Origin of the sequence: Mesorhizobium sp. B2-3-4 (genome assembly GCF_006442315.1) — a bacterium.
Classification (GTDB): Bacteria; Pseudomonadota; Alphaproteobacteria; order Rhizobiales; family Rhizobiaceae; genus Mesorhizobium.
In genome coordinates this window covers 15,650-29,467 of record NZ_VFVY01000011.1, presented here as the reverse complement: position 1 = coordinate 29,467, position 13,818 = coordinate 15,650, and the positions used below count along the sequence as shown (strand labels likewise).

The 13,818-nt window shown below is 64.8% G+C and carries 11 protein-coding genes; 3 read left to right on the top strand and 8 right to left on the bottom strand.

The annotated features are described in order from the left end of the window. Window positions 1-56 precede the first annotated feature (56 nt). Both FJ967_RS17620 and FJ967_RS17615 read right to left on the bottom strand, forming a co-directional pair. Entirely contained in the window at window positions 57-1,616 is a 1,560-nt protein-coding gene (locus tag FJ967_RS17620; RefSeq protein ID WP_140733100.1) for an amino acid permease, read from the bottom strand. Window positions 1,617-1,656: 40 nt separating this feature from the next. Beyond that, entirely contained in the window at window positions 1,657-2,454 is a 798-nt protein-coding gene (locus FJ967_RS17615) for an N-formylglutamate amidohydrolase (RefSeq protein WP_140733099.1), read from the bottom strand. A gap of 147 nt (window positions 2,455-2,601) precedes the next feature. On the opposite strand from FJ967_RS17615, the gene FJ967_RS17610 reads away from it, so the two are divergent. The 3 genes from FJ967_RS17610 (at window position 2,602) to FJ967_RS17600 (ending at window position 7,917) form a co-directional block, all read left to right on the top strand. Further along, window positions 2,602-3,429 (top strand): MurR/RpiR family transcriptional regulator, encoded by an 828-nt coding sequence (locus FJ967_RS17610; protein WP_140733098.1) that lies wholly within the window; start codon window positions 2,602-2,604, stop codon window positions 3,427-3,429. A 199-nt stretch (window positions 3,430-3,628) separates the two neighbouring features. Continuing rightward, window positions 3,629-4,789 carry an efflux RND transporter periplasmic adaptor subunit gene (locus tag FJ967_RS17605; protein WP_140733097.1) on the top strand — a complete coding sequence of 387 codons (1,161 nt, stop codon included), beginning with the start codon at window positions 3,629-3,631 and terminating at the stop codon, window positions 4,787-4,789. Continuing rightward, the gene (locus FJ967_RS17600) at window positions 4,786-7,917 is read left to right on the top strand and encodes an efflux RND transporter permease subunit (protein WP_140733096.1); all 3,132 of its coding nucleotides are present in this window, start codon (window positions 4,786-4,788) and stop codon (window positions 7,915-7,917) included. Before FJ967_RS17605 ends, FJ967_RS17600 begins: the two co-directional genes overlap by 4 nt. Window positions 7,918-7,925: 8 nt before the next feature. On the opposite strand, the gene FJ967_RS17595 is transcribed toward FJ967_RS17600, so the two are convergent. The 6 genes from FJ967_RS17595 to FJ967_RS17570 all read right to left on the bottom strand — a co-directional run bounded on the left by FJ967_RS17595 (window position 7,926) and on the right by FJ967_RS17570 (window position 13,789). Beyond that, complete coding sequence (locus FJ967_RS17595) at window positions 7,926-8,336, bottom strand: GtrA family protein (RefSeq protein WP_140733095.1); 411 nt, start codon at window positions 8,334-8,336, stop codon at window positions 7,926-7,928. After that, window positions 8,333-9,151: a ChbG/HpnK family deacetylase gene (locus tag FJ967_RS17590; RefSeq protein ID WP_140733094.1), complete on the bottom strand. Its 819-nt coding sequence runs from the start codon at window positions 9,149-9,151 to the stop codon at window positions 8,333-8,335. The genes FJ967_RS17595 and FJ967_RS17590 overlap by 4 nt, the downstream gene beginning before the upstream one ends. Continuing rightward, window positions 9,148-10,131, bottom strand: coding sequence for a glycosyltransferase family 2 protein (locus FJ967_RS17585; RefSeq protein WP_140733093.1), 984 nt, complete (start codon window positions 10,129-10,131; stop codon window positions 9,148-9,150). Before FJ967_RS17585 ends, FJ967_RS17590 begins: the two co-directional genes overlap by 4 nt. Beyond that, entirely contained in the window at window positions 10,124-11,290 is a 1,167-nt protein-coding gene (locus FJ967_RS17580; RefSeq protein ID WP_140733092.1) for a glycosyltransferase 87 family protein, read from the bottom strand. Before FJ967_RS17580 ends, FJ967_RS17585 begins: the two co-directional genes overlap by 8 nt. A gap of 176 nt (window positions 11,291-11,466) precedes the next feature. After that, window positions 11,467-12,504: a zinc-binding dehydrogenase gene (locus FJ967_RS17575; RefSeq protein WP_140733091.1), complete on the bottom strand. Its 1,038-nt coding sequence runs from the start codon at window positions 12,502-12,504 to the stop codon at window positions 11,467-11,469. A gap of 43 nt (window positions 12,505-12,547) precedes the next feature. Continuing rightward, complete coding sequence (locus FJ967_RS17570) at window positions 12,548-13,789, bottom strand: acyl-CoA dehydrogenase family protein (protein WP_140733090.1); 1,242 nt, start codon at window positions 13,787-13,789, stop codon at window positions 12,548-12,550. Window positions 13,790-13,818 lie beyond the last annotated feature (29 nt).

Here is a 13,818-nt window from a genome sequence, read left to right as displayed (position 1 = left end):
AAAGGGAAACGAAACCATGGCCGGCGCGATGCCGGCCATGGCCTTGATGATCGATATCAGTGGCCGCCCGTCTCGCCGACCGCCTGTTCGGCTGCCTTGATGGCTGCCTGGCGGGCCGCGATGATGTCGCCGAGCGGCGGGCCCTGGAAGCGGTTGCGTTCGAAGGCGAACCAGACGATCGCCGTCAGGACGAAGAAGCCGACGGTGATGTAGAGCGCCCAGTCGTTCGGCGGCTGGATGCCGATGATGAAGATCAGGATCATCGACACGATCGACAGGAAGGCGAACAGCATGAAGATGCCGCGTCCCAGGTTCCACGGACCCATCTTGTCCCACTTCGGCGTGCCCCAGGCCAGCATGCCGAGCACGATCGGTACGGTGAAGGACAGGAACAGGAAGATGACGGTGCAGGACACCACGATGGTGTAGGCCGAGGTGCCGGCGACAGAGACCAGTGTCGAGCCCCAGACGAACAGCACCGACAGGATCGAGGCCGTCCAGATCGCAGCCACCGGCGTGCGATAGGTCGGGCTGACCTTGGCGAGCGCCGCGGAGCCCGGCAGGCCGCCGTCACGCGAGAAGGCGAAGATCATGCGCGAAGCCGAGGTCACCGTGGCGAGGCCGCACAGCAGCTGCGCGACGAACACCACGAGATAGACGAACTCCTTGAGGCCGGACGGGACGCGCTGGTCGAAAGCCCAGAAGAACACGTTCCAGCCCTGCTTGGCGGCATCGTCCATGTTCGGAATCATCAGCACGAAGGCCGCCAGGAACAGGTAGCCGAACACGGCCGACCAAATCACCGACATGACCATGGCGCGCGGCACCGAGGAAGCCGCCTTGATGGTTTCCTCGGACGTGTGCGCCGAAGCGTCGTAGCCGGTGATCGTATAGATCGGCAGCAAGAGGCCAAGGGCAAACACCCAGGCATTGGAGACGGACGGCCACACACCGGCGCCGGCATCACCCGAATAATTGTGGAAGGTGAAGAGACGGCTGAACTCCCAGGTCTGCGCGCAGAACAGGCAGACGACCGCGATCAGGATCGAGCCGAAGAAAATCAGATAGCCGGAGAAATCGGTCAGCTTCGCCGTCAGCTTGATGCCGAGATGGTTGATCAGCGCCTGGGCGCCGGTGATGACGACCAGGAAGATCATCTGGTTGGTCAGCGAGCCGTCGATTCCCAGCGCCGGCCCGAAGGCGCCGACGAAGAACGTCCAGGTGCCGACATTGATGGCGCCGAGCACGGTGATCAGGCCGAGCAGGTTGAGCCACGCGGTCACCCAGCCCGTGCCGCGATTGCCGAGGATCGAACCCCAGTGGTAGAGGCCGCCGGCCGTCGGATAGGCCGAGCTGATCTGCGACATGGCGACGGCGAAGGTCAGCGATACGAAACAGCCGACCAGCCAACCGATGCCGATGCCGATGCCGCCGGCGCCCGACGTTGCCTGGGCCAGCGAATTGATGCCGCCCGACAGGATGCAGATGATGGAGAAGGAAACCGCGAAGTTCGAAAAGCGACTGAGGCGCCGCTCCAGTTCCTGGGCATAGCCCATGCTGTGGAGGTGTTTTACGTCCTCCGCCTTGTCGACGTCTGTATAACCCGGTGCTGCCATTGGAAGTCCCCTTAATTTCTTAGCTGGCCGATTGTACTGACTATCCTACTGCGCGTTGTCGGGAGCCCCTGGCCTCCTCGGGCTCCAGATTGGAAAAAATGCCTGTGAGCAGATCCGCCCATTTCCGCTGCCCGGTCTCGCCGGATATTTCATCGTTGCGGATTTCGATCATCGCGCAGGGCAGCCCGCGCGAGCGCGCATGCCGTTCCAGCGTGAAATAGACGCGATCGGCAGGCGAGTAAGGTTCGTTGACACCGACCGTGACGCCGGCAAGCCGCCGCAAGGCCCCGATCAGCGGCGCCGCCAGCCGACGGTCGTCATCGTGGATGATGCCGATATGCCATGGCCGGTTGCGACCCTTGTAGACCGGCGTGAAGGAATGGACGGAAACCAGGCGGGTCTCCTGGCCGCGCGCCAGCCTGTCTTCGATGATGCGCTCGATGGTGCCGTGAAACGGCTGCCATGACAGGGCGACCCGCGCCGCGCGCTGCTTCTCAGACAGGCCGGCATTGCCAGGAATGGCCGTGGTCTCGCTGACCGGCGGCACCAGGTCCGGCGCGTCGAGCGGACGGTTGCAGTCGATGACGAGGCGAGAAATTCGGGTTTCGACCAGAGTGGCATCGAGGGCCTGCGCCATGCGCAACGCCACCGGCAGCGCGCCTGGATCCCACGCGATGTGGCGGGAAAGGTCTTCGGCGGCGAGGCCCAGCGTGCCGAATTCGGCCGGCAGGAAGTTCGAGGCGTGGTCGCAGGTCAGCACGAACGGGCTCGATCCGCCGGGGTTCGTCACCCCCACGGTACCAGACGATGCAAGGCTGGCGGGCCGCGCTGTCTCCATAGTCCTGCCGTTCCCCGGGAGCGCTGTACCGTATGTTACGTATTTTGCGTCATTGCGTCCCTACGGATGATTTCATACAGTTTGTCCGGCTTTGTCAAATGCGATCTCGCAAAAGACCTTGGACCAGGCCGACAGGTGGGGAAAACAATGATTTCCAGCATTGCCGAACTGATAGCCGATCGTATCGGCACCATGCCGGCGGGGGAACGGCGCGCGGCGCAGACGCTGATCGCCAGCTATCCGATGATCGGCCTGAAGACGGTCGCCGAATTTTCCGCAGCGGCCGGCGTCTCGTCGCCGACGATCCTGCGTTTTGTCGCGCGGCTCGGTTTCCAGAACTATCCGGAATTCCAGTCGAGCCTGCAGGACGAACTGGCGGCGCAATTGCAGTCGCCGGCGATCCGCACGCTCAATCCGCCCTCGCCCGGCAGCGGCAGCGCCTCGCCGATGCTGGAAGCCACGCTCGACAATATGCGCGAGACCTTCCGGCATCTGTCGGACAGGCAGCTCGCGGACATCGCCACCCGGCTGGCCGAACGGCGCGGCAAGACCTTCCTGATCGGCGGCCGGTTCACCGACCCGCTGGCGCGCTACATGGCCGCCCACCTCGCCATCATCCAGCCCGACGTCATCCATCTTGCAGGCCAGGAAAGCATGTGGCGCGACAGGCTGATCGATATGGGCAAGCGCGATGTGCTGGTAATCTTCGACATCAGGCGCTACCAGGACAGTCTCGTCCGCTTCGCCGAGAAAGCGCATCAGCGCGGCGTTCAGATCGTGCTGTTCACGGACCAGTGGTTGTCGCCCATCGCCCGCTTTGCCCGCCATGTCATTGCCGGGAGAACGGCCGTGCCTTCCGCATGGGATTCCTCGGCGGCGCTTTTCGTCGTCGCCGAAACACTGATCGGCGCCGTTACCAGGCAGCTCGAGGCCGACGGCGCCCGGCGCATCCGCGAGATGGAAGGCCTGCGTTAAGCAAATCCCCGGGCAATCGTATCCGCTCCAACCTGACGTCCCGGCTTCACGTTACCGAGATTTAATGTGCACGATTGCGTGATAATTGCCATAAACCGCTGATATGCGGGTGCGGCGTGGCCGGAGTTTGCCGCCCGCCCGCGCCGTCGCTGTGCCGTTTCACTGGCGTCGGCTGACGATTCCTGAACCCGGAGTGTCGATGCGGACCTGGAAGCAAATTGTCGTTGCGCTTGTCATCGTGGTCGCGGCCGCTGCCGCTTGGGCGCGCTTTTATCCCGGCGCACCGGAAGTATTGGCGCGCTGGGGAATAGACTGGGCCTACGCGGCAACGCCGCCGGCTGGAAGCGGTGCGGCCGATACGAAACAGGCTGGCAGCCGCAATGGCGCCCGGCAAGTCAACGTCGTCGCCTTGCCTGCCGTTTCGGCTGTTATCAACGACCGCCTCCAGGCAATCGGCACCGGCCGCGCCAACGCCTCGGTGACCGTCAATCCCTACAGTTCCGGCCGCCTTGCCGAACTGCTGGTCGAATCCGGCAGCCATGTCGACAAGGGGCAGGTCATCGCCACGCTCGATTCCGAGACCGAGATCATCTCGCAGGACCGCGCCAAGCTCGCCCTGCAGGACGCGCAGGCAAAGCTTGACCGCGTCAAGTCGCTGCGCGCCTCCAACGCCGCGACGCCGGTCGCGGTCGCGGACGCCGAAGTCGTGCTCGCCGGCGCCAAGCTGGCGCTAAGGGATGCCGAGCTTGCGCTGCAGCGCCGCTCGATCCTGGCGCCGATCGCGGGCACGGTCGGCATCCTGCCGATATCGGCCGGCAATTATGTTACCAACCAGTCGGCGATCGCCACGCTCGATGACCGCTCTTCGATCCTGGTCGATTTCCAGGTGCCCGAACGTTTCGCCGCCGCCGTCAAGGTCGGCGCGCAATTGACGGCGACGCCGATTGCCAATCCGAGCAATGCCTATACCGGCACGGTTTCGGCCATCGACAACCACATCGACGAAAAGAGCCGTACGCTTCTGGTCAAGGCCAAGATCGCCAATCCGGCCGATTCGCTGCGCGCGGGCATGTCGTTCGGCATCGTCATGAAGTTCCCCGGTGAGACGTATTCGGCCGTCAGCCCGCTGGCGATCCTGTGGGGTTCGGACGGCGCCTATGTCTGGCAGGTCGAGGACGGCAAGGCCAGGCGCGTGCCGGTGCGCATCATCCAGCGCAACACCGAGACCGTGCTGATCGACGCCGAGATCGACAGCGGCGACATGGTGGTCACCGAAGGCACACAGAGCGTCAGCGAGGGCGGTGCGGTCCGCATCGCCGGCCAGGAACCGCCTGCCGCCAACGTCACGGAAGGCTCATGACCGGAACCATCAACGCCGCCAGCGATACGGGTTTTACCGCGCTGTTCATCCGCAGGCCGGTCATGGCTTTCGTGCTGAACACGCTCATTGCCGTTGCCGGCCTCGCCGCATTCTACGGCGTGGAGATCCGTGAACTGCCTGACGTCGATCGCGCCGTCGTCACAGTATCCACCGCTTTCGATGGCGCGGCCGCCGAAACCGTCGACCGCGAGTTGACCGACACGATCGAGGGCGCCGTCGCCCGCGTCTCCGGCGTCAAGTCGATCTCGTCTTCGTCCTCCTTCGGCTCGAGCCGCGTCACGATCGAGTTCAACGATGGCGTCGATCTCAACGTCGCGGCCTCCGACGTGCGTGACGCGGTCGGCCGTGTCGCCAACCAGATGCCAGATACCGCCGATCCGCCGCGCATCGTCAAGGCCGACGCCAATTCCGACGCGGTGATGAGACTGGCCGTGACCTCCGACAACATGTCGATCCAGGACATGACCGTCGTCGTCCAGGACCAGATCGAGGACGAACTGGCAGCCGTGCCCGGCGTCGCCGACGTCCAGGTCTATGGCGACCGCGACAAGATATTCCGCATCGACGTCGACCAGAGCAAGCTCGCCAGCCTCGGTTTCACGGTCGCCGATCTGCGCGCGGCACTTGCCTCGGTCGCCTTCGATTCCCCGGCCGGCTCGATCACCACGACCAACCAGGACCTGATCGTGCGCACGACGGCCGACGTGACCACGCCGGCTGAGTTCGAGAACATCATCATCGGCGGCACGACGCGCATCCGCGATGTCGCGACCGTCACGCTAGGCCCCGATGTCGGCCAGACGACGCTGCGTTCGGACGGCAAGACCGGCATCGGCATCGGCATCATCCGTCAGGCGGAATCGAACACGCTGGACATTTCGACCGGCGTCCAGGCCGCCGTCGCCAAGCTGCAGGAAAACCTGCCCAAAGGCATGTCCATCAAGGTCACCAGCGACGACGCGGTCTTCGTCAAGGGTGCGGTGCACGAGGTCGAGATCGCGCTCGGCCTGTCGGTCACCATGGTGTTGATCGTCATTTATGTCTTCCTGCTCGACTGGCGCGCCACGCTGATCCCCGGCCTGTCGATGCCGGTCGCCATGATCGGCACCATAGCCGCCATCTATCTGGCCGGTTTCTCGGTCAACATCCTCACCCTGCTCGCTTTGGTGCTGGCCACCGGCCTTGTCGTCGACGATGCCATCGTGGTGCTCGAAAATATCGTGCGACGACGCAATGAGGGCATGGGGCCGCGCGCGGCGGCCGTGCTCGGCGCGCAGGAGGTGTTCTTCGCCGTCGTCGCCACGACGCTGACGCTGGTCGCTGTCTTTGTGCCGATCTCCTTCCTGCCCGGCCAGACCGGCGGCCTGTTCCGCGAATTCGGCTTCGTGCTGGCGATGTCGGTGCTTTTGTCCTGCGTGGTCGCGCTCACGCTTTGCCCGATGCTCGCCTCGCGCATGCTGACCAGCGCGTCGCTTCACCACGAAGGCGGCCGCGGCATCGGCGCGCGCATCGGCGGAGCGCTCAACACGGGCTACAAGCGCGCTCTCCATGCCTGTCTCGACGCACCCTGGATCGTGGTTCTGGTCGCGGTACTGTTCGCGGGCGTCGCCTTCACGCTGTTCGGTACGATCCGCCAGGAACTGACGCCGACGGAGGACCGCGCCGCCGTGCTTTTGCGCATCAACGCCCCGCAAGGCGTCAGCCTCGACTATACGACGCAGCAGATGCAGAAGATCGAGCGGCTGATCCAGCCGATGCGCGATTCCGGCGAAATCCGCTCGACCTTCGAAAACGCCGGCCAGAACGGCTCCTACAACTCCGGCTTCATGGTGATGACGCTGGCGCCGTGGGACGAGCGCAGCCGCAGCCAGCAGGAGATCATGGCCGAGATCAACCAGCTGACCAGGCAGGTGCCCAGCCTGCGCATCTTCCCGGTACAGCCAAACAGCCTCGGCATCCGCGGCGCCGGCAACGGTCTGCAATTCGCGCTCGTCGGCAACGACCGCAAGGCCCTCGGCGACGCGGCGGTCAAGATCATCGCCGAGATGCAGAAGGACGAGCGTTTCCAGACGCCGCGCCTGTCCATCGACCCGACGCAGCCGCAGTTGGCCGTCGCCATCGACCGCGAGCGGGCTTCCGACCTCGGCATCGACATCACCGGATTGGCCAACACCATGCAGGCCATGCTCGACGGCAACGACGTCGTCGACGTCTACATCGCCGACCGCAGCTATGGCGTGAAGCTGGTCTCGACCACAAATCCGATCAACGACCCGACGGATCTGGAAAACGTCTTCCTGAAGACCGGCGACGGCCGTTTCGTGCCGATGTCGACCATCGCCACCTTGACCGAACGCGCCGTGCCGCCGTCGCTGTCGCGCGAGCAGCAGCAGCCGTCGGTAGCCATTACCTCCAATCTGTCAGGCAATTTCGCGCTCGGCGATGCGCTGACGCGTGCCGAGCAGATCGCCACGCCGTTGCTGCCGCCAGGCAGCCGCATCCTGCCTTTGGCCGAAGCCGCAACCCTTGGCGAGACCAACAGCGCCATGGTCACCATCTTCGGCTTCGCGCTGGTCATCATCCTCCTGGTGCTGGCGGCCCAGTTCGAGAGCTTCGTCAGCGCCGTCATCATCATGGCCACGGTGCCGCTCGGGCTTGCCTGCGCCATCTTCGCACTGCTCTTGTCCGGCACCAGCCTCAACGCCTACAGCCAGATCGGCCTGGTGCTTCTGGTCGGCGTCATGGCCAAGAACGGCATCCTGATCGTCGAGTTCGCCAACCAGTTGCGTGATCGTGGGCTCGGCGTGCGCGAGGCGATCGAGCAGGCTTCCATCATCCGCCTGCGGCCGGTGATGATGACCATGATCTGCACCATCCTTGGCGGCGTGCCGCTGGTGCTGGCCGTTGGCGCTGGCGCCGAGGCGCGCGTGGCACTCGGCTGGGTGATCGTCGGCGGCCTCGGGCTCGCCACCATCTCGACGCTGTTCCTGACGCCGGTCGCCTATCTGCTGCTTGGACGCTTCGTCACGCCCAAGACCCATGAGGAAGCGCGCCTGAAGCGCGAGCTCGAGGAAGCCGCCTACACCAATGTGGAGCCGGCGGAGTAATTCCGGCTCTATTTCAGCAGCCGGCCTTCGATCGACCAGCGCGCAGCGAGGAAGTTCAGCACCGCCGCCACGATGACGCCGCCGATTTTTGCCGGCCACACGCCGGTGATGCCGGCCAGGAGCGCGATCGACAGGCTGGAGACGCCGAGCGAAATCAGCGCGCCCAGCGACAGGAAACGCAGGAACGCGTCGTGCAGCCGGATGGCTTCATTGCGCTCGAACGACCAGAAGCCGTTCGCCACGAAGGAAAAGAGAACGGCAATGAACCAGGCGGCGACGTTGGCGGGCAGCGGCGGCACGTGCAGCTTGAGCATCAGGAAGAAGCTGGCAAGATCGATGACGGTGTTCGCAAGCCCGACAATGGCAAATCGGACGATCTTGCTCCCGGTCGAGCGCCCAGGCTGGTCAGCGCCGCTCATCCCTTGCCGTCCATGATCTCGACACCGGCACGGGCGAGGCTAGCGCCGAACGCTTCCGAAGCCAGAACCTTAAACTCGACTTCGCGCACGCCTTGCATCGGGTCGCGCGAACGCAGCGTTTCATCGACATGGCCGGGGTGGCACATGAACAGTCCATGCCGCGGCAGCGCTTCGACCGCAGCCTCCAGCAAAGGAGCAAATTTCTCGGGTTGCCGCCAGTCATAGATGCCGGCCAGCGGCTTCAAGACGGTAAAGCCGGCACGCTGCATCGCCTGGTTGAAGCCCGTGGCCACCGCCGCGATTGCCGCGATTTTCGGCGCGACGGCGGCATCGCCCAGCGCCGGAGCGCCACGCAGCTCCGGCCTGCCCCCGGCTTCGAGAAAACGTGTCCGCAGCCACTGGCGCACGACGGGCAGGAAATGCACGTGCTGATGCCCGTCGATGAAATCGGGCGTGCGGCCGAGCGCCTCGACGAAACGGCTGTACTGGGTATCGAGTTCGGCATGGACGTCGCGCTCTTCGATCCGGTTGCGCAGGACCGGCAAGGCGAGGGAACGAAGCGGCGGCAGCCGGCCCTCCAGCGCCAGGCTCGATTTGCCGGTCACGGCTGGCTGGTCCGTAAGGGTCAGGTGCAGTCCGACCGCCACGCGGCCGCATAGCGGCTTTATGCGCGCTGCCGCATCAGGCCATTCCGGAAAGCCGGTCATGCAGCTGGTGCCGGTCAGGCGTCCACGGTCGAGCAGGTCGAGAATGCCGGCGCAAACCCCTGGCGCCAGGCCGTAATCGTCGGCGATCAGGCGAATGCGCCGCGTCATGCCCCGGACGCGCCTGGCGGCCTGTCCGGAACGTCGCTGCGCATGACGTCGCGCACGATGTAGACCGGCCGGTCCTTGCTCTCCGACAACGTGACCCAGACATATTCGCCAATCAGGCCAAGCAAGGTGAGATTGAGGCCGCCGAGCAGGACGACGGCGACCATCAGGCTGGGGTAGCCGGGCACGGCAATGCCGTAGAACATAACCTCGAAGAATACCTTGGCGCCGTAGACGAGGCCCGCCAGCGCCGCCAGCACCCCGCTCAGGCTGATGATGCGCAGCGGGATAACGGAAAACGAGGTAAAGCCTTCCAGCGAGAAGGCGATCAGGTTGAGCCGGCTCCATTTCGACGTCCCGACGGCCCGGTTTTCCGGCGAATAGGGTATGGCTTTCTGGCGGAAGCCAGCCCAGGCGAACAGGCCCTTGTTGAAGCGCCGCTTGTCGCGCAGGTTGGTCAGCGCGCGCGCGACGGCGCCGCGCATGACGCGAAAGTCGCCTGCATTCTCGGGAATGTCGAAGCGTTGGCTGGAATTGATCAGGCTGTAGAAAAGCCGCGCCAGCTGGCTGCGCCGCCAGCTCGCCTCGCGGCGGTCGTTCTGCGCGTAGACGACGTCGATCTCCGGGTCGTCGACCAGCTCGGAAATCATCTTCAGGCTGATGTCCATGGAATGCTGAAGGTCCGAATCCATGATCAGCACCATGTCGCCGCGCGACTGGTCGAGGCCGGCGAGCACCGCGACCTCCTTGCCGAAATTGCGGCTGAGGCGAACGATCTCCCACGACCCCGAGAGGGCCTGCGAAAATCGACCGACGCCGTCGTCGCGGCTGCCGTCATCGACCAGTATCTTGTGGACGGTCATGCCGAAGCGGCTCGATACCGCTTCCTCGAGCCTGTCGAGCAGCCCGGCAAAGGCCGACGCCGATTGCGCTTCGTTGAAGAAGGGCGCCACGATATCGAGTTTTTGCCGCGACTCAGCCATGCGCAACAGGTCCGACCTTCATCGTTTTTTCGCCCGCCTTGGCCCAGAACCACCAGATCAGCGAACAGGCTATCAAGGTGACGGCGATCGGGCGGAACCAGGGGTAGAAGAAATCATGCATATGGCGCTCGACGCCGGTCAAACCCGTGAGGAACAACAGAGTCGCCAGCACCGAGGCCAGGACGCCACCACGCTCCTCCCGCCACAGTGTGGCGATAGCGAGGCCGGCAGGGACAGCGATCATGGCATAGGTATTCGGCTCGACGCGCGGATTGAAGACACACATGTAGAAGGCCGCCGTCAGGAAGATCGCCAGTCCGGCCCATCCCGGTTGGAGCCTGCGATCGAACCACAGGACGGCCGAAAGCGTAAGCAGTGCGACGACGACGCGCACCACCGTGGCCGCGAATTCAGGCATGGGCAGCCCCGCCGAAGTGAAGGGCGCCGTGAAATCGGTCGGGACGAAGTGGCCTGACTTGTCCAGGCCCATCGACGTCAGCATGCGGGCGAAATCAGCATACTGCGCGTTGAGATAGCCGGCAGGCGCGAAGGCATAGGGGATGGCAAGCACGAACAGAACCGCCAGCACCAGCACGGGGATCAGCCGCAGGCGCAGGGCCCCCACCAACAGGAGCATGATGATCGCGGTCGGCTTGGCGATGATGGCCACGGATGCCCAGAAGAAGGTTTCGGCGCGCCGTCCTTCGAGCGCCGACAGGGTCAGGAGCCAGCAGGCCCCGGTCAGGAGGATCGTCGCCTGGCCGTTGCGAATCGCGCCCAGCGCCATCGGCAGCGCCAGGAACAGCCCGAAGGATAGCAGCCACGGCAGTTCCTGGCCGCCGAGCTTGCGCACCTGCCGCATGGCGGCGAAGGTCAGCACCGCGAAGCCGATTATGTGCCAGACCAGCCCGCCCAGATGCGGTCCGAGCTTGAGCATCGGTACATAGAGCGCGGCAAAGGCCGGCGCGTAGAGATATCCCATCTCGGACTGGAGATTGTACAACGGGCGGCCGGCCAGGAATTCCTGGCTGCCATAGCCATAGGCCAGCGTCACCGTGCGGGTGTGGGGCGACCACAGAACCAGGCCGAGAACGACCAGGAACGCCCCGACCCATATACCCAGCCCCAAACGGTCGAAAACCGGCTTGGAAATCGTCATCAATACACCCCGCCCGCCATCGCGGAAGACGCCTCAGCCTGGCGCTGCTCCGGCATTCGATGGCGGCGGCATATCACGGACAAAGCGGCGAGGCATAGGGGGCTCGATGGCGCACGCGGCGATCCGGCGGGTCCGATGGCCGCCAGACACGATGATCGTGCCGCTCGTCGAGGGCGCTAGGGCCGGATGAAAACCTTGCCGTTGGGCTTGGCAAGTTCCGCGGGCACCCGCGCCATCGCCTCGGCCAGCGGAATGATCGCCGTCACGTCGGTCGACCAGCGTCCATCGGAAAACCGCTTCTGCGCTTCCAGCACCGCCGGGCCACGCCTATCCCTGAATTGCCGCATCCATTCGCTCAGCCAGAAGCCCTCGATATGCTTGTGCTGGAAGATGAGCTGGCCGGGCTCGCGGATGATCGTGGCCTCGGGATCGAGCCGGCCATAGACGATCCAGCGCGCCCGTTTCGGCATCGCATTGAAGATGGCCGAGGCCAGTGGCCCGGTCACGGCGTCGAGGAAAATGCGCGGCTGTTCGGCCTTCATCACCTCGCGCAACGTCGCTTCGAAATCCGGCGCCTTCTCGTTGAGCACATGCGCCGCGCCAAGCTCTTTCAGCAACGCGACCTGCTCGTCGCGGCGCACGGTGACAATGGGCCGGAACCCTTCCTCCCTGGCCAGGCCGATGATCAGCTTGCAGAGCTGGCTGGCGCCGGCGGTCATGACGAACGCCTTCTCGCCCTCCTGCTTGACGATGTCGAACATGGCGATCGCGGTCAGCGGATTGACGATCATCGCCGCGCCGTCCTCGTCGCGCACCGTATCGAGGAGCGGAATGCAGGCCGCCGCCTCGGCGACGGCATAGTCAGCCCAAGAGCCCCAATTGCTGAGGCCGGTGGCGAAAGCGACACGCTTGCCGACAAGGCTCATGGGATAGGGCTCCTCGCCGCCCGCCACGACCGTGCCGACACCCTCGAAGCCGGCCGGCCGGCCCTTGGCGCGTGGCTGGCCGTACTGACCCTTGACGAAGGCGACATCCGATGGGTTGATCGATGCGAGGCTGACCTTGATCAGCACCTGGCTCGGTCCGGGCGCGGGCACCGCGATGCTGCCCGGCTCGATATATGGCTCCATCGCCTCGAGCGCGCTGCCGCTCGGCGTCTTGGTATAGCCGTCGCCGACCAGGAGCAGGGCCTTCATTTCGGATGGAATAGTCATCGGTTGTATTCCTTGCTTGTCGGCAACGACGCGACGGGAGAGCTCAAACCTTCTCCTGCGTGTATTTCTTCAACTCGGTACGCGCCACTTGCCGCCGGTGCACGGCATCCGGCCCGTCGGCGAGCCGCAGGGTTCTCAGATGCGTCCACGAGCGCGCGAGCGGCGTATCCTGGCTGATGCCTTGCGCACCGAACATCTGCACCGCCTCGTCGGTGACCTTGAGCGCCACGCGCGGCGCGACGACCTTGATCTGGCTGATCCAGGGAGCTGCGGCGCGCGCATCGCCCTGGTCGATCATCCAGGCCGCCTTGAGGCAGAGCAGCCGGGCCATCTCGATCTCCATGCGACATTCGGCGATAATGTCGAAATTGGCGCCGAGCTTCGCCAGCTTCTGGCCGAAGGCCTCGCGCCGCACCGAACGCTGGCACAGCATTTCCAGCGCCATCTCGGCCTGGCCGATGGCGCGCATGCAGTGGTGGATGCGGCCGGGCCCGAGCCGGCCTTGCGCGATCTCGAACCCCCTGCCCTCGCCGAGGATCAGGTTGGACGCCGGCACCATCACATTGTCGAAGCGAAGATGCATGTGGCCATGCGGCGCGTCGTCGTCGCCATAGACCTGCATCGGCCGGATCTTGGTCACCCCCTTGGTGTCCGAGGGTACCAGGATCATCGAATGGCGGCGGTGCTGCGGCTCCTCGTCGCCGCCTGTCCGCACCATGACGATATAGATGGCGCAGCGCGGATCGCCGGCTCCCGACGCCCACCACTTTTCGCCGTTGAGGACGTAGTCGTCGCCCTGCCGCTCGCAGCGCATGGCAATGTTGGTGGCGTCGGATGACGCCACGTCCGGTTCGGTCATCAGATAGGCCGAGCGGATCTTGCCCTCGAGCAGCGGTTCCAGCCACGCTTTCTTGTGCTCGGCCGAGCCGTAGCGTTCCAGCACCTCCATATTGCCGGTATCGGGTGCCGAGCAGTTGAAGGTTTCGGCGCCGAGATGGGCCTTGCCCATCTCCTCGGCCAGATAGGCGTATTCGACGGTTGACAGGCCATAACCGCGTTCCGACCCGGTCAGCCAGAAATTCCACAGGCCGCGGTCCCTGGCGGCCTTCTTCAGCCCTTCGAGAATCTCGCTCTGGCGCTTGCTGTAGACCCAGCGGTCGCCTTCCCTGCCGACTTCATCAAGGAATTCCCCGTCGAGCGGCATGATCTCGTCGCGCACCATCGCGGCGACGCGCGCATGGATCGGCTTCAGCCGCTCGGTCATGCCGAGATTCATCTGCGTCATCGGTCGCTAACCCTTCATGCACGCCAGGC